Source organism: Paenibacillus silvae, from assembly GCF_014639235.1.
Lineage (GTDB): Bacteria > Bacillota > Bacilli > Paenibacillales > Paenibacillaceae > Paenibacillus > Paenibacillus silvae.
Genome location: NZ_BMFU01000003.1, coordinates 747103 through 768463 on the forward strand (window position 1 = coordinate 747103; position 21361 = coordinate 768463).

The 21361-nt window shown below is 45.8% G+C and carries 16 protein-coding genes and 3 CRISPR repeat arrays (1 of these 19 cut by a window edge); of the genes, 2 read left to right on the forward strand and 14 right to left on the reverse strand.

All coding sequences use genetic code 11. The features are described from left to right. Window positions 1-277: 277 nt before the first annotated feature. From IEW26_RS14225 to IEW26_RS14240, 4 genes are all read right to left on the reverse strand, one after another. The gene (locus tag IEW26_RS14225; RefSeq protein ID WP_188592851.1) at window positions 278-991 is read right to left on the reverse strand and encodes a response regulator; all 714 of its coding nucleotides are present in this window, start codon (window positions 989-991) and stop codon (window positions 278-280) included. Then, window positions 988-2256 carry a sensor histidine kinase gene (locus IEW26_RS14230; protein WP_188592852.1) on the reverse strand — a complete coding sequence of 423 codons (1269 nt, stop codon included), beginning with the start codon at window positions 2254-2256 and terminating at the stop codon, window positions 988-990. Before IEW26_RS14230 ends, IEW26_RS14225 begins: the two co-directional genes overlap by 4 nt. Window positions 2257-2324: 68 nt before the next feature. After that, window positions 2325-2771 carry a DUF1453 family protein gene (locus IEW26_RS14235; protein WP_188592853.1) on the reverse strand — a complete coding sequence of 149 codons (447 nt, stop codon included), beginning with the start codon at window positions 2769-2771 and terminating at the stop codon, window positions 2325-2327. Between the two features lie 247 nt (window positions 2772-3018). Continuing rightward, window positions 3019-5061: a CotH kinase family protein gene (locus IEW26_RS14240; protein WP_188592854.1), complete on the reverse strand. Its 2043-nt coding sequence runs from the start codon at window positions 5059-5061 to the stop codon at window positions 3019-3021. Window positions 5062-5551: 490 nt separating this feature from the next. Here IEW26_RS14240 and IEW26_RS14245 point away from each other — a divergent pair, with 490 nt between their 5' ends. Then, window positions 5552-7288, forward strand: coding sequence for a methyl-accepting chemotaxis protein (locus IEW26_RS14245; RefSeq protein WP_188592921.1), 1737 nt, complete (start codon window positions 5552-5554; stop codon window positions 7286-7288). Between the two features lie 948 nt (window positions 7289-8236). Here the strand turns inward: IEW26_RS14245 and IEW26_RS14250 are convergent. The 10 genes from IEW26_RS14250 to IEW26_RS14290 all read right to left on the reverse strand — a co-directional run bounded on the left by IEW26_RS14250 (window position 8237) and on the right by IEW26_RS14290 (window position 19741). Further along, entirely contained in the window at window positions 8237-8755 is a 519-nt protein-coding gene (locus IEW26_RS14250) for a hypothetical protein (RefSeq protein WP_188592855.1), read from the reverse strand. Window positions 8756-9005: 250 nt separating this feature from the next. Beyond that, window positions 9006-9149 (reverse strand): hypothetical protein, encoded by a 144-nt coding sequence (locus tag IEW26_RS30855; RefSeq protein WP_444543963.1) that lies wholly within the window; start codon window positions 9147-9149, stop codon window positions 9006-9008. Between the two features lie 87 nt (window positions 9150-9236). After that, window positions 9237-9811: a CRISPR direct-repeat array (repeat unit 33 nt; unit sequence ATTTCAATCCACGCACTCCATACGGAGTGCGAC). 184 nt (window positions 9812-9995) lie between these two features. Further along, window positions 9996-10286: a CRISPR-associated endonuclease Cas2 gene (gene cas2, locus IEW26_RS14255; protein WP_188592856.1), complete on the reverse strand. Its 291-nt coding sequence runs from the start codon at window positions 10284-10286 to the stop codon at window positions 9996-9998. A gap of 9 nt (window positions 10287-10295) precedes the next feature. Further along, on the reverse strand, window positions 10296-11333 hold the full coding sequence (cas1c, locus tag IEW26_RS14260) for a type I-C CRISPR-associated endonuclease Cas1c (RefSeq protein ID WP_188592922.1): 1038 nt from the start codon (window positions 11331-11333) through the stop codon (window positions 10296-10298). Then, window positions 11312-11926 (reverse strand): CRISPR-associated protein Cas4, encoded by a 615-nt coding sequence (gene cas4 / locus IEW26_RS14265; RefSeq protein WP_188592857.1) that lies wholly within the window; start codon window positions 11924-11926, stop codon window positions 11312-11314. Before cas4 ends, cas1c begins: the two co-directional genes overlap by 22 nt. After that, entirely contained in the window at window positions 11913-12782 is an 870-nt protein-coding gene (gene cas7c, locus IEW26_RS14270) for a type I-C CRISPR-associated protein Cas7/Csd2 (RefSeq protein ID WP_188592858.1), read from the reverse strand. Before cas7c ends, cas4 begins: the two co-directional genes overlap by 14 nt. Next, complete coding sequence (gene cas8c / locus IEW26_RS14275) at window positions 12783-14744, reverse strand: type I-C CRISPR-associated protein Cas8c/Csd1 (protein WP_188592859.1); 1962 nt, start codon at window positions 14742-14744, stop codon at window positions 12783-12785. Further along, a complete protein-coding gene (gene cas5c, locus IEW26_RS14280) occupies window positions 14741-15463 on the reverse strand; it encodes a type I-C CRISPR-associated protein Cas5c (protein ID WP_188592860.1) in 723 nt (240 codons plus the stop codon). Before cas5c ends, cas8c begins: the two co-directional genes overlap by 4 nt. A gap of 83 nt (window positions 15464-15546) precedes the next feature. Further along, window positions 15547-18015, reverse strand: coding sequence for a CRISPR-associated helicase Cas3' (gene cas3 / locus IEW26_RS14285; RefSeq protein WP_188592861.1), 2469 nt, complete (start codon window positions 18013-18015; stop codon window positions 15547-15549). 226 nt (window positions 18016-18241) lie between these two features. Beyond that, a CRISPR array of direct repeats spans window positions 18242-19147; the repeat unit is 32 nt; unit sequence ATTTCAATCCACGCACTCGTGTAGAGTGCGAC. 231 nt (window positions 19148-19378) lie between these two features. Beyond that, window positions 19379-19741, reverse strand: a complete 363-nt coding sequence (locus IEW26_RS14290; protein WP_188592862.1) for a hypothetical protein — start codon at window positions 19739-19741, stop codon at window positions 19379-19381. 224 nt (window positions 19742-19965) lie between these two features. Here IEW26_RS14290 and IEW26_RS14295 point away from each other — a divergent pair, with 224 nt between their 5' ends. Then, window positions 19966-20196, forward strand: coding sequence for a helix-turn-helix domain-containing protein (locus IEW26_RS14295; protein ID WP_188592863.1), 231 nt, complete (start codon window positions 19966-19968; stop codon window positions 20194-20196). A 574-nt stretch (window positions 20197-20770) separates the two neighbouring features. Then, a CRISPR array of direct repeats spans window positions 20771-21361; the repeat unit is 33 nt; unit sequence ATTTCAATCCACGCACTCCATACGGAGTGCGAC (it continues 395 nt past the right edge of the window).

Here is a 21361-nt window from a genome sequence, read left to right on the forward strand (position 1 = left end):
CCAACAGAACAATATAAATCCGAAGAACATGTTGTATTTTCCACGGTTGACGATATCATTAACTTCTACTCGCCTCAGCAAACAAGCACCGATAACATCGAAGCTCACCAGCGTCCTGCGCATTCAGCAGATTCATTAGCACCATCCGATCATACTTCAGAACGTTAACCACAAGAAAAGATAGCTGCCTATCCGAAAAAAGCAAAAGGCCCTGAACCGCTTGCACGGTACAGGGCCTGATTTGTGTCCTAATTTCAATAACCTTACATCTGTATATTTACTTTACATAACCGTTCCGAATCGCAAAAACTACCGCCTGCGTGCGATCCTCCACCTGAAGCTTCTGCAGTATGCGATGTACATGGGTCTTTACCGTGCTTTCCCCGATGTACAGCTTCCGGGCAATCTCTTCATTCCGCAGACCGTAAGCCATCTGCTGCAGCACTTCAAGCTCACGTCCAGTGAAGGCATCTGTCAGAGGCTCGGGTTGCTCGTCTGTATTCTGACCGGAATGCGGAGTCGGGACGGATTCTTCCGTCTGAGGCGATGATGCCGCTGAGCGTACAGCTAAAGCAATGACTTTGGCTGCGACAGCTGTACGGTAGATGGCTTCTCCACGATAGGCCGCTCTCACAGTATCAATCAGTTCTTCCGGAGCTGCATCCTTGAGCAAATATCCTACGGCTCCCGCACGTATTCCTTGATACACATAATCCTCTTGGTCGAAAGTAGTCAGTATGACCACCTTACATTCCGGCAGCACCTCCAGTAACGCCTGTGTGGCCTCCAGTCCATTGCCACCCTCCATCTGCACATCCATGAATACAACATGGGGAGCAAGCTCGGCGGCAAGCCTGACAGCTTCCGGGCCACTTCCTGCTTCGCCCACAACCTTCATATCCTGCTGTGCATTAATAATAAAGCGCAGCCCGTGCCTGACCAGATGCTGGTCGTCCACCAGAAGTACCCGTATCATTGTTGACTCTGTCATTGCTCCTCACCTCCTGCAGCCGCCATGTCTGATTGCGGAATACATACCTCCAGCCTCATGCCATGCGGATGGATCGCTTCAATGTTCATCGTTCCACCCACCCTTTCACACCGTGCCTTCATACTCGATATTCCAAAACCCGGCACAATACTGGACAAGCCTGAGCCTGGTATAATCGTCCGGTTCTGACCAAATACACCGTCATCCTCCACTCGCATGTATAGATTCTCTTCCTCTTCCGTGATATGCACACTTACACGAGTGGCCTTGGCATGCCGAAGAATGTTGGACAATGCCTCTTGTAAAATCCGGTACAACAATTCGGAGGTCTCTGCTGACCATTCTGCTTGTTTGCCGGCATAGTGCAGATCAATGGAGTACCCTGTTAATGCCTTCACTTCATTCACCAGACTGTTCAATGCGACCAGGCCAAGCCCGGATTCGCTGCTGCCCATCTGATGAGCCACCGTCCGCACCTCCTGCAGGCTCTGCCTTACAACATCCAGCACGGAGCCCAAGGCTTTATCCGCCTCGGCTGCATCCAGCTTCATCATATAAGGCAATGCCTGAAGCTGTACAATCGCCGATGTCAGGCGATTTCCGATACTATCATGCAAATCCATCGAAATTCGGCCCCGCTCTTCAAGCACAGCGTAATGCATGAGGCGTACCGTTGCACGCTCCAATTCCTCATGTGTATGCCGGAGCTCTTCATGCGCCTGACTTAATTCAGCATGCACTCTCTGAAGCTCGGTATAATGACGCTCGCTTTCCCTTCTGCTTTCCCGTTTAATGCGTGCGCCCCAGCAGAAGAAATACGTAACAATGTAGGCCATCGTGTATATGAGAATGGACTGCGGCTCGACACCCGCCGTATATAACAGCATGGCATTGCCTGCGAGAATCATCAAGCCAAGCCACCATGATCGGGCTACGGGAAGATTCAACGCAGCATAACCAATCAGATAAAAGGTAAGCTCAAAAATACGGTACTCCGCTTGAAACAGCTGGGCATACAGCAGCGTTGCTATCCAAGTCAGCACAATCATGATCGTGCGCATTCGATCCCTTTTTAACCAATCAGGTGTCCAGACGAGCACAAAGTAAGGCAAACGGATAGCCAGACCTGCACACAACCCAAGCAACGTGAACGTATCCATCGGATTGAACAGATTGTAGAGCAATAGCAGACTTAGAATTAAATCTCCTGTGTGATTAGCAAGAAAATTGCGTATTTTATCTCGCATGACATATGGATTTTGCATATATCTCCCTCTCGCATAGCATAACCTTGAATGGTTGGATGGCCTTACATTCTCAAACGTATGATTAACTATACATTGCGCCCTTGCATTTGACGAATCCGCATATAGACCAGTACACGCCGGGCAGCAATACTCCCGAGTGGTATGAACAGTAAAGCATTGCTTAGAGAAACCACATTATGATGTACATCCAGTGTGCTGAAGTAATGTTTCAGCAGCATGATGATGATCAGCACAAGAGCCGTGCCCATTGACCCTTTGGACATAACTTTCCCCGTTGCCGGATCAACCCGCAGCCGTTCCATCCAGGCACGCCAAATACCTATCGCACATCCGATAACTAAAAACAACGTATACAGAAGCAGCGTTAATCCTGTAACTGGCCCCTGAGAGATATTCGAAAAAATGGCAATAGCCACAATCACAGGCATCAGCCACATCCGCTCGAGCTTAACCTCCTTCTCCCTCATCGACAACAATAGAATAATCAAAGCTGTAATGACAATATTCATCATAAAATATTCCTCACTCTCTGTTCAATGTTCTTCATACGAACAGTATAACCAGAGAGATACGAAAGAAAGTCCATCTGTGGGTGGACTTGGTTGATATTCTTTTCCCTCTATAGATGGACTTATATCGCAGGGAATAAGAACAGCTCCAAAAGCCGTATGCTCTCCCGGGTTAACGGTGAACCATACGACTTTTAGAGCTGCTGCATTAAATTATAACCGGTGTTCGCAACTTAGCCATTTTGTTTCGTTATTTGGATATCAGGCTTACGGTTCCGTTATTCTGGTTCCAGTCCAACGTTAATCCCAGACCCTCCGAGATGAATCGAACAGGCACCAGCGTACGGCTGTTCTGAATAACACTCGCTGTATCCATTTGCAGTTTTTCACCATTTACGGTTGCTGTACTGCTGCCGATCTGGAGTACAAAGGTCTGCCCGTTCAGTACAGCTGTCACTGTTTTCGCTGTTTTATCCCACTTCACGTCAGCGCCCAGCGCCTCCAGAATCGCGTTCACAGGAACCATCACGCGGTCATCCTGGACCAGGGGGTTCTGATCCGGGAATGCAATGTTCTTGCCGTTCAGTGAGACAGTAATGGTTTGATTTGCAGTTCCGGCAGAACTGTTTGAGCTTGTCTCATCGTCAGATGTGTCAGGCAAAGGTGTCACTTCACGGCCCAGCTGCTCCTGCAGATTGGCAAGGCGGTTAAGGGCAAAGGTTGTTAATGACCCCGATGCCATGGAACCCATATTCATTCCCCCGCCGCCGAAGTTACCTCCCGGACGAGTTGGCATATTATCGCTGCTGGACGCTTCACCAGACGTATTGTCTCCCGTAGTTGTCCCCGATTGAGCTGGAGGAGTCATCCCATCCGGTGGAGTGGTGCCTTCGAAGCCCTCTGGCGGCGTCATGCCTTCCATACCTTCCGGTGGAGTCATACCCCCGAATCCTTCTGGTGGTGTTCCCATACCGCCTGCTGCATCTGTAGTTGCGGAATAAGCAATGTTGGATTCGAATTGCTCCGTTGTGTAAAACTTGGTCGGGTCTGCTTCGATATATGGACGAATCTCATCTGCCAGACTTGTAATGCGATCCTGAATACCTTCCAGATAGTCGGTCAGCTCGTTGACGTAAGCAAGATACTTCGCTTTGTATTCCGGCACGGCAAGCAAATTGTTAATCATCGGCACCTGATCCATGCTGATGCCCAGTACAGGCTCGTCTACCGAGACATTGGTTGCATTGGTATTCGCTGCTGTAGTTGTTGTGCTGGTTGCGGCAGACCCTGTGGTCGTAGAAGCTGCGGCCTGATTACGGCCCCTGCCACCACCACCGGAATAACCGTTAAAGGACATGTTGAAATCCCAAGGCACAACGGTAAATTTGCCATTGGCGTCGCTATATAACATGTAGTTGTGGCCTTTATCTCCGTTGTAACTGTCGTAATTGCCCAGTACAACGTTACCAGCAATATATTGAAGAGCGGAATCAACATCCAGCACGCTTTCGATGTCTCCTTTTTCACCTGCCGGCATGTCGTTTAAGGTTTTGATAAAGTTTTTGAGCTTGGCCTTATCCTCGTCCGTACCCAAATCCTTTGTAATTGTGCTGTAATCGCTGCCCTCTTCGTATTGAAGATAACTCTTCTCATCTGTGTCATAGAGAACGCCATCTTCATAGCTCTCCCCGTAATTGCGCTCCAGATAACTGTCGTCTACTGCTTCCACACCGGTGTAGAAACCGACCAGTTCCCCGTTGACATACAGATTGACGTAATTCGTCATAGGCACATCCATGCCAATGCTGCGCAGCGCTTCGTAATGGAGCACCTCGCGCATATAAGATGGATCGGTGTAATTGTTGTTCAGTACCATCTTGTCCAGACCAAGCAGGGTTTGCGTTTTATCATACTTGTCGAATTTCAGCCTGAAGCTGTAGCGGTCTGAATCCTCCATAGAAGCAACCGATCGGAGCGTCATGTTCCCCTTGGTGGAGAAACCAACATTGTCGAGCTTATTGCCGTCCACTTCAACACTCACATTTTTATAATCCTTATCCATCGGGCTTTCAAGCATGCTTTTCCAATCTGCATCGTCAATCGTAATCTTCACGTCTATCACGTTATCTGTCTGAAAGAGCGACTCATAAGCCTGTGTGACACCTGTGCTTTTCGCTGTAGGTGATGCCTCTGCGGCCCATGCCGCATTCGGGCTTACAACTAGCCCATAAGAAGAGCCTACCAACGTTACGGACAGTGCCGTGACTGCAACCTTTCGTAATACATGGTTCAAAAGATGAATCCTCCTTTTGGATTACTAGTAAGCAACTTAGGCTTGTAAAACCATGATAGGAGATAAACCTTTAATGAAACTTAAATCATCTAATCTCACATCAAATGTTCTGCGTAGATACTGGTTCTCCACTTTTTCAGCGAACATCCATTTATATGAATTTTTTACGCAAAAATTAAGATGTAATCCAAAGGTTCCGGTTCATAAGTCCTATTTTGGTAGAGAAACCTAACATTAATATGTCGAAATAACGATATAAATGAGGAATAGAACTTACCTGGATTTCATATACGTGAATACTATAATTAGTATTGTTTAGTATTTGTATTTGCTTTTTCGTAGTACCTTGAAACAATTTCAAAGCCTTTTTGAAAATCCATTCATTGTAATGGTGACAACATACGCAGCGTATACGACGTCCAGGTGAAGTCCTTTTTTAATTTTACAGGAGGAGTGAACTACCTTGTTTAAGAAGCTTCGCTGGAGTACCATGCCATTTTTCGCCAAAAACCTGGTGATATCCTTCGGGAGCATCGCTCTCATTGGAATTATCCTGATCACTGCAGCATATCAGCTGCAAAAAGGGATATTAATCAACCAACTGCACGAGCAAGCCAAAATTACAACGTTAAAATGGTCCCAAGACCTGGATGCCAGCCAGGTGGAACAGGCCGTATCCGAGAAGAGTTATTCCGATACATATCAAAGCAAGCTGCGTGACTATCTGGATTCCATCCACACCTTTAATCCGAATATTGCACAAGCTTACATTTTCAGCTCACAGCTGGACGAAAATAACGGGGCTCCGATTTATGCCATCCCGACCAGCCTGGTTGAAGCATTTGAGAAAGAAAATTTACTGCCAGGCATCAAATATCCGCTGTCCAACCAGATTGCAAGGGGTCTGGCTGATATGAATGCAACCGGCGGGCCGGCGTTTAGTGATTTTTATACGGATGATTTCGGTACGTGGACTACATTGATGTATCCCATCAAAAAATCCGACGGCTCCATCTACGCCGCTCTGTACTTTGATGTAGACGCAAGTGCTGTGCCTAAAGGCCTCAATAAGCTAATCACTTACGGATTAATGTACCTGGTTGGATTCCTGATCCTGTTTATGGTGCTGCAATTTATTTTGTTGAAAAGAACACTGCGTCCGATTCACGACCTCATGAAAGGTATTGAGGAAGTGAGCACGGGTAACCTGAACGTTACGATTCGAACGGGACGCGATGATCTCGGTGTGATTAATGAAAAGTTCAATGCGATGATCGAACGTTTCAACACCACTCTTTTCAAAGTAAAAAACACGTCCAGCCATCTCTCGAATTCATCCAGAGAACTGCTGGAAATCTCTGCGAGAAACAATGATAACATTCAGTCCATCAGCAACAACATTCGGGAAATCTCAACAGGTCTGGTATCCCAGGATAAAGCAACTGTGGAAAGTGCACGTGCTATGACCGAAATGTCCACCGTAGTGCAAAACATCGCTGGAAGCTCTGCCGAAGTTGCCGATGAAGCACTCAGCATGGAGCAGCGCTCCAACAGCGGGCATGAAATTATGCAGCAGGTCATTGATCAGATGGGCCTGATCTCGGGTGCGGTTCAGAACACTTACGCTTCCATTCAATCCTTGGAGAATCGTTCCAATGAGATCAGCAGCATTGTCGGAATTATCACGGATATCGCTGGTCAGACCAACCTGCTCGCACTGAATGCTTCTATTGAAGCTGCACGGGTCGGGGAAGAAGGTCGAGGCTTCGCGGTTGTTGCCGGAGAAGTACGCAAGCTGGCAGAGCAATCTCAGGAATCGGCAACCCAGATTCGCGCACTCATTGACGAGATTCAGCGAGACATTGAGCAATCTGCCCAATCCATGGAGCGTGGTTCGGAAGAGGTGGAAAAAGGACTCGGCGTTACACGGAAAACCGGTGCATTCTTCGAGGACATCCTGAACGCCACCAACAAAGTGGCGAACCAGATTCAAGACATCTCCAGCTCCACCGAGGAAATCTCGGCGAGCACACAAGAAATGTCGGCTACAGCAGATGAGCTGTCCGCTAATGTCAGCAAGGCTGCGAGCAGCACGAAGCACATCGAGAACTCGATCGCCGAGCAGGAGACATCCATGGCTGCCATCGTCAGCGCCTCAGATGAACTGGCCGAGGTATCCGAGCAGCTGCAGGAGCTTATCTCCTTCTTTAAAGTAAAGGAAGCTTAATGAGGGACAGATAAGACCCGGTACATGCAGTATGTAGATACGTGATGTGTGTAGGCACATGCAGTATGTAGGTACGTGATGTGTGTAGGCACATGCAGTGTGAGGTACGAGCCAAGGCTACGAGAGAATGTTCTTTGGCTTGGAAGCTAAAGTTCATCTGAGTTAGGCGTGTGCCAAGGGCACAAGAGGATGTTGCCGCAGCTTGCATGCTATAAGTGTACAGGTGGCCTTAGTTCGGATGTGTGCCAAGGATGCAAAACGTGCAGCAGCCCAGCGTACGTGGAAACCTGCGGAAAGTGTGATACACCTGAACGCCAATGTGCCAACATGCATTATGGACACTATGGGCACACATGTTATCAGGGACATCCGGACATATATGAGAAATGCGAAAAAGCGCAAACACCTTGGGCACGAGGCAGGCAGTGGCTGAAACATGTAACGTGCAAAAGACGTCGGCCCGGGAAAAAATCATGAATTGCACGGCGAATTCCCTCGTAGTCCAAGCATAAATCTGCCGAAATAGTGCGAAAACCGGCAACATAAACGAAGGCTTGAGTGACAGACACCCAAGCCTTCGTTTTTTTATGTTATTTAGCGTGTGCGACTGTGCTTCAAGGCCGCCGCCTTGTTGTCATGAAGCAGGGCACTGCGTGCTGGGAGCTATGTGCTGGGAGCTGCACGTAGTGCCGTTACATTACAGCCATTACATTCTAACGATTTCAGGAGAGCCTATTTACCTCCATTTCGGCTCTTTGGAAATCTAACGAATCTCACAAGCCTTATTCCCCCCCTTCCCCCCACGTTTCGCGGTTTTCACCCGACTTTCTTCCGAATAGCGTCTCTAGGAATCGTTAAAATTAGAAAAGGGCGCAAATCAACTAAATAAGCTTTCCTGAGATCGTTAGCGCTCAGCTGATCTAGCTGATCCATGTGATCCATGTGAATCTATATGCTCGCATTAGCTATATTTTGTAAACTGTCTCTAACTTGCTCCACACTTCGATAAGCTCCCGCGATCTTGACCAGCTTCCATTTACTTTCCCGATTCAAATAGTGTAACGTAACCGCACTCGGTAGCAGATATACCCGTTCATCCCCGATATCAAAGCACTCCATCTGCATTCCCTCGTTATCCGCAAAATGCTGCCATCCCTCTATTGTTGCTAGTGTACCTAGCTGAGATGAACCTTTCTTCGTTCCATCTCCCTCTTCGGCCCAAATATCCACACTATCGAACAAATACAGCCCATCCCTCTGGAAGGTCAGATTCACTGTGTACCCCTCGTAATCAAAGCTAATGACTTCTAACTGTTCCTTTGCTACGCTCCATATTTCATCCGCCTGCGCTTTAGCCTGCTCCAGTGTGATCTTCCCATCGGTGGGTAAACATTGTTGGAACGTCCCTTCTGCCACATACTGTTCCAGAGCGATTGCAGCAAGGAGTTGCTTTATATCGTTATTCATATGTCGTTATTCAGCACCTTTCCGAGTCTCTTGACAGGGATTTCGCCAGAGTAAAGTTCACAGATCAGCGTTCTTATGGCGATGTTCAGTATATTCGATAATATGTCGCTAACTTCCTAGCCTAGATCAGAATAAATATACCGGGTTGAACAACGTACTCTGTATGGAGTGTGACTGTTAGCATGCATGACAGTTTCCCTTCCGCCACATAATTTCAATCCACACACTCCATACAGAGTGCGACCTATCCTCAGGCAGCTAACGGGCGGCCTACACTTGATTCCAATCCACGCACTCCATACGGAGTGCGACTAGCAACTCCATACACGTTGTTAGCCGGTGCATTGATTTCAATCCACGCACTCCATACGGAGTGCGACGTCCGGTCTTCCACTTATGACATCAGCCTCCTGATTTCAATCCACGCACTCCATACGAGTGCGACATATTTTCGAATACCAATGGAGCCATTACACCTACAATTTCAATCCACGCACTCCATACGGAGTGCGACCAGCACCAGGATTATCCTGCACATGCTTGATTAAATTTCAATCCACGCACTCCATACGGAGTGCGACCAGTTTACGGTCCTCAATCAATCCTTGACGTGCAATTTCAATCCACGCACTCCATACGGAGTGCGACCAAAAATCCTCCCATATCCGTCCAATATCCTCAATATTTCAATCCACGCACTCCATACGGAGTGCGACTGGCAGCTCGGTACAGTTCAGTTTGACAGGCAGTTCATTTCAATCCACGCACTCCATACGGAGTGCGACCAAGTAACTGACCTGACCAACGAGATTACGGAGCTATTTCAATCCACGCACTCCATACGGAGTGCGACCAAGTAACTGACCTGACCAACGAGATTACGGAGCTATTTCAATCCACGCACTCCATACGGAGTGCGACGGCCGACACCACCCGTTGGCGTACTTTTCTTGATATTTCAATCCACGCACTCCATACGGAGTGCGACTCTTTCTTCGTGAGCGACTGGATGCCTGGCGGCAAATTTCAATCCACGCACTCCATACGGAGTGCGACAGCGAAAAATAACGTAGATACCATATCAAATGATAAATAACAAACGTATCTTCGCTTTTATTTCTTTTTACTAACCTTCTAAATATCGATTATAACTCCAATCTGTTGCCAAAAGGTCACGAAAAAGCGCTTTTCGAGGTGCGAATCCCCCGGGAAAATCATGTGAGCTTGGCATTCGCACCAGCTACAAGATCAACGGATCACTCATATCATAGGTTTCCTTAGCCCCCACGTGATCTACTTTGCTTTTGTAATTGTCGCCGAGATTATAAAATCGCAAGCTATCTGTATCCTTATCAATCAGTTCCTCTAGTTCATATCGTAAACGTCTGAATTGTGCAGCGTCTAAAATACACTCAAAAACAGAGTTCTGCACACGTTGACCGTGATCCACACATTTTTTTGCAACTCGGGACAATCTTCTTCGACCTTCACGATCCATCGTGCTCACATCATAGGTAATCAGAACAAGCAAATTTCACACCTACTTCCACAAAAATGGAGGGTATTCATCCAGATCACCACGAATATGTCTAGCAAGCAGTAATGCTTGAGTGTAAGGTACAAGCCCCCAAGATATTTTTTCATTCAAATACGGGTGAGTAATCTTATCCTGTTTACGTTCCTGCCAAGCTTTTAATACTTTCTTGCGAGTATCATCGTCCATGATCACTGCCATGTTTTCTTTGATATAAAACCCCTTATCATTTACAACCTTTTTATTAATGAGCGACAGCACAAAACGATCCGCATAAACACCCCGAAGCTCCTCCATCATATCTAATGCCAACGAAGCCCGTCCTGGTCGATCCCGGTGCAAGAAACCAACATATGCATCAAGTCCCACCGATTCCAGTGCAGAGATCATATCCTTTGCAAGCAACGTATACGCAAAAGAAAGCAATGCATTCACTTTATCCAAAGGGGGACGTCTGCTTCGCCCATAAAAATAAAAGGACTCCTTTTGCTGAAGAATCAAATCGTCAAATACAGAGTTATACTGCACAGCCGCTGAACCCTCCAGGCCTCGCAGTACATCCAGTTGTTCCACTTCTCGCAGCAGTTTCATCGTTTCCCCAAGAGAACCTGCTACCTTCTTCATCCGCTCTGTGTCGATACGTAAGGCATAGTCCCGCGTAGCACGCTCCAAAATCCATTTATTGTTATACAGCTTGCCTGTAATCATGTTTCGCGCAACCCGTGCGCTGCGCGTCTCATCATCCGAGATACGATACTGCTCCTTGCGAAGCACCACGTTCCCCCGATCCTCTCCAATCACCCGGGCCAGAAAACGCCCTGTTCGTGTCATAAAGGTCAGGCTTACGTTACGAGTTGCGCATGCACCCATCAAAGCAGGACTCACCCCCGCGTACCCAAATGCACATATCGCCTCCAGGTTGTGCAGCGGATATCGAGCCAATATCTTGTCTTCCTGCTTCACAAGTACATTCTCTCCATCTAACGCAAGGTAGGTGTCAGGCAACGTCACAAATAGAGTATTTAGAAGCTTTCCGGCACACATATGTTGATCAATGAGCAACTTTGACAGTGTGGCCCGGCTTTGGCTTTTGGCGTATGATTTCGTTCAAAATAATGTCTCATCTCCTGAATGCTCGAACGCACTCGTTCCCGATCCGCTTCGGTAATGACAACTTCCACTCGATGTTTAATCTCATCATAATAAAAGTAAGCTCGATGTATCTCACATACAAGCATCTCTTCAAGACACATCACTTGTGCGACTAACTGGGAATGATCCGAATCATTCCGTTTGGGCTTACCTCGCTTATATTCAACGGGAAAAGGAAGATATAAACCTTCCTCCCCTCTCAGCGGAACACCTTGTGGATCACGGATAAATTCGACTACGTCACAGATTCCTGTAATTCCAAGTGATCTGGATTGCACAGGCAATGCCCGGACAATCAGCTTATCCCCCCGTTTTTCACGAATTAAAGGCTCGTCCGCTTTACGATGCAAATGATCTCCTTCAATCGTGCGCACATTATCTTCCCACTGCTGTTCGATATGGATCAAGGCCCATTGTCTCCGACAAAAATTAAAATGCTGAATGCCGGATAACAATAGGTAATCCTCTTCGTTATAGTCCTTCATACTGCTGAACTGCCAAGCCTTCTAACGGCACTACAGTATACTCGTAATCTTCGTATGACTTCGGTTCCAACACATCCGGCTTCAATGCAATTTGCAGTGAACGGTGCACTTTGGCGGATGAATACTGTCCCAATTTGGAGTTATGCTCCCACCAATACAACTGATGCACCTCCATACTTCCATCTGGGCGAGCGGACGATGTATCATTTTCAAATAACGTTCTTAGCGACTCACGGATTTTCTCTGCGTCTTCATATGTAAAACCTGTTTTCTCAGCAAGTTGTGTGTTGATACTGCCGTAAAATACATACAATCCAAAATCTACACGGTGCTTCATGCCCATCGTATCCGAGCCTTTTTTGTCCGGGTCTTTCGCCGTTGTCACCGAGTTCACACTCTTCGTAATCTGCATGCTCGTAATATCAATTCGATTTAAGCTTACAGCTGTATGAATGGAGACGGGCCCACGAATACCAACTGATACGTCCGTTCCACTAAAAGCAAAAACCTGCCCGAAGCTGCGTACATCCATCCAGGACTGGCATGCAGCATCTGCATACAGTTCTTTGTTCGCTTTTTTCCCTTTGGCATGCTCCTGCACAAGCTCATTGGCATCGACGCGATCCTTAATAGAGCGGTGGGCATCCGTTCGTTTCTCGTCTGATTGCACCAAGATAGATTCTCCCATATCCAACAGACGGTTACGGATTTTACGCTTAATGCACACGTCTGAAATTTCACCCAAACCATCGTAGTTCTGACGAGGACGATTTCCGTTCAGCGGATCACCATTCGGGTTCGCATTGCGGACAGACAATACAACGGCAAAATCAATTTTGCGATCAAGTGTACTCATTTAGTTATCCCCTTGTTCCATAGATTGGTTTTCTTCGTGATCTTCGGGTGTAGCTGTAGCAATCTCTTTATCCTTTTTGCTTGTGTACAAATCGTTACGCTGGCTGGAATATCCAAGTAGATACAGACCAGACAAAGGCCTGTCATTAAAATCTTCAATCTTGAATTTATCACTAATTTCCTGTATAAGCCTGTTGTAATTAGAGGCCTTCCCGCCCATTCGATTCAGATGTGGATGAAGACTTTCATAAATAATTTTCCACGTTCTCTCCGGACGCTGTGAAAAGACATTCATATATCGGATAGCATTAGTCGCTCTCCTGTTAGCCCCTTCCGATCGAACTTTTTCTCGATCCAATTCACGTTCTTCGAGAACATCAGCCACGGCAAGTAATCTTCCAAATAAATAGTTACGATCTGCCGTCTCAGTATTTAGCGTCATTTCAAATCCCTCACTCTCGTGATGTTTTCTTACCAATGCACATGAAATACCTAACGTTTCTTCCCATCCTCCATCTTCTATACCTACAGGATTAGATGCACGATGGACAGCACTACGAATGATATCCAGTGGAATAGGTCTTTGATCAATAATGCATGGAAGCATTCGCTCCATTAATCCTTTCACGATCTTGTCACTCGCACGTCGACCATAAGCAGCAAAAGCAATCTCCTCAGGAGTAGGTGTACTAATAGACCGAACCTGTTTCCCGTTTTTATTTTTCCGATATCGATATAACCAATAACAACTTTCGTGCCAAGCTGCAATTCGATCCAGATACTTATTCTGATCCACTCTCTGATAATACATAATCGACATTCTTCCAGGTGTAGCAGCATCAAGAATCATAATAGTTACTTTATGCTTAGACTGGTACTCCCCATCGTAACGAAAGCCATTTAGTGCCTTTCTTACCTGTAGGGCATATTCTTTATAGGTTGTGTCACCATCTATAAACACTTCATCCTGCTCATCATCCCATAGATTAAAGTTGTCTTTTTGCGGTTCTGGCATATTAAGATTCGTACTGCCCCACACCAGAAAAACTTTGCCATCTATTGTTGTGCCTTGTTTATCTATCAGCCATTTGAGCGCGTTATGCCCTTTCTGGGAGACCTCATAGCTGACTGCGGCTGCTTCACGACTGGTGCGAAACCGTCCCCGAAATGTAAATCCGCTGGAATCATTCGCTGATATCAGCTTGGACTTATCCCCGGAATGACGTATGCGTGATGCATGTTTATCCGCCACTGGCAGATACTCCCCGGTAACGAAGCAAACATCCTTATCTTGCAAGCTCATCTCATAAAACCGGATAAACGACTGCTGCACGGATGCATCCCGCCACAATCTTGATTCAGGTTGCCCTGGTATATTCACAAGGAATCGGACAAATGCCCCACTTTGATCCGAAGCAATAACATTGAAAATCTTAGGTTTTTCACTCTCCTGATCTTCTGCACCCGCCACCCACTTATCTAGCAACTTTCCACGGTTATCCGTGTGCAGCACACCCCGATCTACTAAATCAGCAATCAACGTACCTTTGCTCACATAATCCAACACACTCTTTACCTTGGCATGACTAAAAGGTGACTCGCACCAAGCTTTAAGCTGAGCTACATAATCCTGATGAGGAGTGCCTTTCACCTCACCGCAGTAGGAAGTGTAATCCCCGGCAACGTACATTAATTTGTCAAAAAGCGGATAGGGCACTGGCGCACTCGTTCGACTCGCAGCGGCCTCGGTACAAGGAATGATAGTGCTGCCATCGTTTTTATCTACGACTTCTGCTCTAACGATATTTCCTTTTCCATCCAAATGCACCTCAATATGCGCTGTCTGCGTAGTGTGGGAGATCGGAATCAAGGCGTACTCTTTACCATTCTTCTTCGTTTCAAACTGTCCCACAACCTTGGCATGGTCATCATAGGTTTTGCTTAAATTCGCAAGCCAGTTCATTCACTCACCTCAGTTCCAAACCATTCGGAATGTAACTCATCGACCGACTGCATATTAGAGTTATCGAACACTTTCGCTGAACCTTCCCCAACTTTGCGCACCAATATGCATTGATCTGGACGATCAAATCGGATAATGCCATTTTTCATTTTTGCTTTCCACAGCCGCACTTCACGCTCATTACGTCCCGTCTCGTCAGGGTAGCTGATCCCGTGCAGCATCGTGCCAAAATCAAGCTCCCCGATACCATCATAAAAGCCTTCACCTTCACCAAACGTACGAGGCTCAACATACCCCTGACATTCACGCGTGCCAAGAAAAACATCTCTTCTTCCTCCGACCTGAACGGCTCGTTTGGCGATGTTGTGGTGCTTGTGTTCGTTCTGATCATGCAGCAAGTCTTCACGATGTTTATTAAATTCAAAATGAGCTCTCACCTGATAGCGAACATCTCTTAGATACGTATAATAGGCCAGCGTATTGCCCCCGCTATATTCGATTGGACGCATGCCTTTGGATTCCGTTTGAATCGGATTCATGATGCGAACCTCGTCTACAATCCAGATCAGCGTTGGTTTCCAATATACAGACTCTACGATGCCTTTGAGTGCCTGGTATGTCGGAATTTGATAGGAAAATTTCTCTCCCCCAAGCTTCGTGAGCGGGTCAGTGAATAACGCATAATTCCCGGAAACTTCAAATTCAATCTGATTTCTCACCAGCTCTGCTCACTCCTTTCTGTATCATGTAGCAGGGAGATCATGTGACATGAATCTCCCTGCTGCATTTCAAGTTTACCTTTTCAAACCATAGCCATATCCCAAGTGCCCTCGCCTTTAGGCTCCACACCGAAATGTTCGGAATATGCCGGTTCGCGCAGAGCAAGGACATGACCGTGCAGCAAGTGTATAACATCCCCATTTTTCTCTAACTGCCGCAGTTCCTGATCATAGATGTTCACTGTATACTGTTGAGCTTCGCGTAACAGATCTCCCAACTCGTTAGGCTCCAATTCACCATTTAAATCCAGAATCAGCCTCTTTCCTTTATCACCATAAGGCACAATTACCGCCGTAGCGTTATTGGATATGGCCTCAAAATACTTCTCCGCTGTAGCAATGGCATAATGGTTCAGCACCTCTGGCGGCTTGGCGTGTTTGTGTTTATATGCATCGACGTAATAACGGTTACGATCCATGAGATCAAACAGGTTTTTCTGTTCAAGCTTCTTAATCGGGTAATGCATCTTGTCTTCAATATCATGAAAATAATATTTAAAATAACGAGCAATCGCAGCGGAAGACAACAGATCATTCCCGAGTGAAGCGGGATCATCTCTGAACTCCTGAAGGACTCGCTCTGTTTTGTCTGCACCGATTTTTATATCTGGCAAATGGGTTAACACTTCATCCGAAGCTCGAACAATATACACGTTGCGACGCTCATCCTTGCCATGACGGTTGCATCGTCCAGCCGCTTGGGCAATCGAATTCAATCCAGCAAATGAACGTACAACACATTCAAAGCTTATATTAACGCCCGCCTCAATCAACTGTGTACTTACACAGATGATTCGCTCTCCTTTTCCCAACCGTTGAATCAGACCCTCCTGCTCGTCATTGCCCGAAAAAACATCTTTCCGATGTGCCGGACACATATTTGTGCTCAAGTGTACAATTTGAACTCCCTCATCTTGCAGCCACTCTGCTTCACTTAATGTTTCAAACAGCTTTCGAACGGCCATTTTGGTATTCAAAATGACGAGTACACTGTTCACTTCCCGCATCTGATCTTGTACAAAAGAGGAAAGTTCCTCGGCACCCCAACCAGATGGCGACTGTTGTGTGAGATCATGTAATTCAACGCGTTTGAAACTGCGTCCCACGTGGTCCAAATCTTGAATAATCTCAGGTTCTTCCGAGAAATGAAGCTTGTGTTTGACAAAATCAAGTCCCGGCTGAGTCGCTGTACAGAGCAGCAAGCTGGAGCGCCCGATCACATGCAGAAAGTTCAGCGCCGCATTGAAAAGCGAGATACAATTCACAGGAACAGACTGCACTTCATCAAACACAATGACTGCATTAGATAGCTGATGTAGTCTCCTTACATTCCGAGTCCCACTGGCATAGAACGTATTCAGAAATTGAACCATCGTTGTGAAAATAATCGGGCGATCCCAATGATCACGAGCCAGCTTGAGATTTTTGGTACGAACCTCGTAGGTTTCGCCATTATCATCCTCTTGGCGATCATCAAACTTATCATCTGTAACGTTGGAATGATGCTCCAGAATCATGTCATCATTTTGCAAAATATTGCGTATCTCCGCGGCGTTCTGTTCTATGATTGTTGTGTACGGAACGATGTAGATAATGCGTTCTTTGTTATGCTCTATAGCATGTTTCAGTGCATAACGCATACTGGCAAGGGTTTTGCCACCACCTGTGGGTATGGAAAGGGTGTATACACCAGACGGACGAAGCGCAAATTCATCACATTGGCGAGACATCTCCCTCCGCAATTGATTTATGGGTGAGTTGGCAGAGTCTCCTTGTTCAAGCCCAGCCAAGTGCTGAGACAATAAGGTGTAGCTCTTTTGAAAAAATGATCGATGATCAATAGATTCTGCTGAATGTTCATTTTCCTCGAAACGTCTTGTGTTGGTTCGGTCTGCTTCAATCAGGCAGCTAAACATGTATTTCATAAGTAATGATCCCGTAATGGGTGGAAGCTTATGATCCTTAATGATCTTTATGTAGTGTTGTAATTCTGAGGTAGCGAGTTCAAATAATGAATCCAACTGCTCGGGAGGGTTGTTTTTAAAAAACTCTTCTTTAGCTTGTTGGTATTGCTTCAATTCTTTAGTGACGACACGTTCTATATAAGGAGAAGTTTGATCAGGAGATATATAGTCTCTCAAGCCTTGATGATGTGAGATGATGCAGTTGGCAATCCATTCTGCTGTGACTTTAGCTTGCGGTGTGGCATGGATGGTATGGTAACGCTCATGGATCAGCTTGCCGCCGGCCGTAGAATGATCTACCGACCCTCTTCGTGGAGGTTTGTCAGGATTCGCCACGGCTTCTTGAATGTAATCGCGAAATTGTTCAGTGTACTTGCCCATATCATGCAACAAACCTGTAATGCCAGCCAAATTTTTGATGCCAATCTTCTCTCCAGCCTGTTCTGCCCCCTGTTGCACCTCGATTAAGTGCGCCTGCACCGTTTGAATCTCGTTGTCTTTTTGACGGATATGCGCAATGTAAGTCATGCCAGCTCACCACCATGTTTTATCAAGACCTTAATACCAATTGTATAGGCAAAAAGACTTGTATTGTAATTTTCGACATCGAAATATATTTCCCTTCTAAAAAACGTATTTTTATAGAATTTTATGTAATTCGATGTAAAGTTCAGTCGATTTTTAGTAGTCTTACTTATCTCTTGGATGCAAAAAGACATATCTCGTTTAATGAGATATGTCTTTTGGGGATTGCAGTTCATTTCACGCACTCTTGTAGAGTACGACTGCCGGCCGCACTCCGCTGCCCCGATCGCTCTTCCGATTTCAAGCCACGCACTCGTGTAGAGTGCGACCACACAAATAATCCCCACAGCCAGTTAACCGAGGCTATTTCAATCCACGCACTCGTGTAGAGTGCGACTGAGAGATTACAGAAGGAAATTGACATTCAGTCTGAATTTCAATCCACGCACTCGTGTAGAGTGCGACTTGCCTGTGGATGCTCTGGCATCAATATACGCTTTGATTTCAATCCACGCACTCGTGTAGAGTGCGACTCATAATGGTTACCTGATGCCCACTAGTAAGACCAATTTCAATCCACGCACTCGTGTAGAGTGCGACGTTGTTGTTTCCGTTAACTACTTGGCGCGCCGCCTGATTTCAATCCACGCACTCGTGTAGAGTGCGACAATACTTTTGCCAATCGTGCGGACGTTGACGTGATTTCAATCCACGCACTCGTGTAGAGTGCGACTCATCAGCGGATGATTGCAAGTCTTCCTGTTTTTCATTTCAATCCACGCACTCGTGTAGAGTGCGACTCCGAAATTCGTAGACATGCGTAAGCCTCCATATATTTCAATCCACGCACTCGTGTAGAGTGCGACGTGGACTTGTCCAAGACAATCGATATGCTCAAGGTGATTTCAATCCACGCACTCGTGTAGAGTGCGACTCCAAAAAGCTGACGGTGGAACGGTTACTTGGGTAGATTTCAATCCACGCACTCGTGTAGAGTGCGACGGCCTCCGCGCGTGCAAGATCAGATTATGCAGCCTATTTCAATCCACGCACTCGTGTAGAGTGCGACAAAAGACATGAGTTTTGTGCAATAGTCCGGAGCTATTTCAATCCACGCACTCGTGTAGAGTGCGACAGCGAAAAATAACGTATAAACATTTTCCCGAACGAAAATGTTCCGTAATTCCGCACTTTCTAAAGAAGATTTCATACTAATTTTATACAAAGCAATCAATTAATTCAACAAATATGTTGCCAAAAGGGAATGAGAAGAGCGTTTTTTGGTGCGAATCCCCCAGGAAAATCATGTGAGCTTAACATTCGCACTCTTCGTATTTGAACTTATTTAGAAAAATATACTAGATTCCTATTGAAAACGATCCAGTTTCAAGCTCATATCTACCCGTTCTGGAGTCCACAACAATACATCTGTTAGAAATGTAAGAGCATCCATTCCAGATAAACGATCAACGATCCTTTGGACTATCTCTGTGATATCTCCTTGTGTTTGCTCAATCAGCATAATCCCTCCTCCATCTCCGCTTATGTATAAATTATCTATATGTTCCACCTTACACACATGACGAAGCCATAGCACTCCAGAACTCTCTTCAAGAAAAATGAAATAACATTCATTTACAACATAACCTTGGTAAAGACAAAAATCATTAGCGTAGTCTAATGGACCAAGTATTAATGAAGCAAGTTTCAACTTTCCTGATGTCTTCATTGCGTATCTCCTTCACAAGTTCTATACACACCAAAAGTAGAAAATGTAATGACTACGTGGACATGTTGATATTGCTATAGATAATTCCTTTTGTTAGGATTAAAGTAAAAACAAATAGAAACGTCACTATGTCAACATATTGACATGACTTATATTCCCATCATATTGCTTCCCTGAACATATGTCAACATATTGTGCAAAACATTTTTACTGGAGGAAATTTCATGAATGAATTACTTATCCGCTGTCGTCTCGGTGATATCATGAAGGAACGTGGCTTACAAAATAAAGACGTGGTCGAATTAACAGGTGTGAGTCGCAATACGATTACTTCACTGGCAGGTAATGCTACCAAACGTATTGATTATGATACTCTTGGTGCACTTTGTAGAGGGCTGAATGTTTCACCGGGGGAACTATTGGAATATATCCCTGCTAATTCAAAAAGCAACTAATCACGGTCTCTTTACATATTTCCATTCACTCGGGAGCTCTTGTACATATTCTCGAAGAAATGTATTTAACTTTTCCAAGGAGCCTTTTCACTTCATCAGAATAAATATATGTATGTAGGGGTTGTATGCGGTAAAGATGTTTAATAAAATGAAAGTAAGAAAAAATAAGAGTAGCCACGCCAATGGCTACCCCTGCACAGCTTATGTGGTGCGATCACCTCTGAGTGGTGCTCATTCAAAGTGAAGTGACCCTACCTCTGGCGGTCAACCTGTGGCGGGTCACTTCTTCTTACGATCAATGTATGTCAGCAACGCGATTACAAACATTGCTATAAGCATCACTTGTTCGAAAGTAAAGTTCATGTGATCACCTCCTTTCAGGAGATGACCATTCCCCACCACAAATTGGCTGTACATTATAAATTATACCAGTGTATAGATGCTCAGACGAGCATCTTTTTTTATTTTATAAACTACTTACCTTACTTTTCTTCCAAGTAAGCAATCACACAAATATTTCGATCAGTTCATATGGAGTGCGACCAGGGCAACAACCCAAGCACCCCATTGCACCATTTCAATCCAAGCACTCCATACAGAATGCGACATCTTGTATATCCTCCTATTTGGGGAGACCGACCAATTTCAATCCACGCACTCCATACGGAGTGCGACGGACGTAAAAGACTAGAAGAACATTTAGTTCGAGTATTTCAATCCACGCACTCCATACGGAGTGCGACAAGCCTATAGATAGTTGGACAGTTAAGGCAGCTGATATTTCAATCCACGCACTCCATACGGAGTGCGACGCGGATGTCTCCGAAGGACCTGCCGCAATCATGCGATTTCAATCCACGCACTCCATACGGAGTGCGACAACTCCTCGCCCACTTTTACAACGCTGTTCTCGCGATTTCAATCCACGCACTCCATACGGAGTGCGACTCACGTTTGTAGGCGGAGGTTGGGCGTTCATTCGCATTTCAATCCACGCACTCCATACGGAGTGCGACTGCGTGGCCGGTTCGGAGATTGGCGCGTACACTTCATTTCAATCCACGCACTCCATACGGAGTGCGACCACCTCACTTCTATCAGTATTATAACGACGCGAAATATTTCAATCCACGCACTCCATACGGAGTGCGACACCAGCCAATTT

Excerpts from the sequence above, each read along its gene's own strand:
- IEW26_RS14225 (WP_188592851.1), bottom strand. The coding sequence starts at position 991 with ATGACAGAGTCAACAATGATACGGGTACTTCTGGTGGACGACCAGCAT.
- IEW26_RS14230 (WP_188592852.1), bottom strand. The coding sequence starts at position 2,256 with ATGCAAAATCCATATGTCATGCGAGATAAAATACGCAATTTTCTTGCT.
- IEW26_RS14235 (WP_188592853.1), bottom strand. The coding sequence starts at position 2,771 with ATGATGAATATTGTCATTACAGCTTTGATTATTCTATTGTTGTCGATG.
- IEW26_RS14245 (WP_188592921.1), top strand. The coding sequence starts at position 5,552 with ATGCCATTTTTCGCCAAAAACCTGGTGATATCCTTCGGGAGCATCGCT.
- IEW26_RS14250 (WP_188592855.1), bottom strand. The coding sequence starts at position 8,755 with ATGAATAACGATATAAAGCAACTCCTTGCTGCAATCGCTCTGGAACAG.
- cas1c (WP_188592922.1), bottom strand. The coding sequence starts at position 11,333 with ATGTGTGCCGGAAAGCTTCTAAATACTCTATTTGTGACGTTGCCTGAC.
- cas4 (WP_188592857.1), bottom strand. The coding sequence starts at position 11,926 with ATGAAGGACTATAACGAAGAGGATTACCTATTGTTATCCGGCATTCAG.
- cas7c (WP_188592858.1), bottom strand. The coding sequence starts at position 12,782 with ATGAGTACACTTGATCGCAAAATTGATTTTGCCGTTGTATTGTCTGTC.
- cas8c (WP_188592859.1), bottom strand. The coding sequence starts at position 14,744 with ATGAACTGGCTTGCGAATTTAAGCAAAACCTATGATGACCATGCCAAG.
- cas3 (WP_188592861.1), bottom strand. The coding sequence starts at position 18,015 with ATGACTTACATTGCGCATATCCGTCAAAAAGACAACGAGATTCAAACG.
- IEW26_RS14290 (WP_188592862.1), bottom strand. The coding sequence starts at position 19,741 with ATGAAGACATCAGGAAAGTTGAAACTTGCTTCATTAATACTTGGTCCA.
- IEW26_RS14295 (WP_188592863.1), top strand. The coding sequence starts at position 19,966 with ATGAATGAATTACTTATCCGCTGTCGTCTCGGTGATATCATGAAGGAA.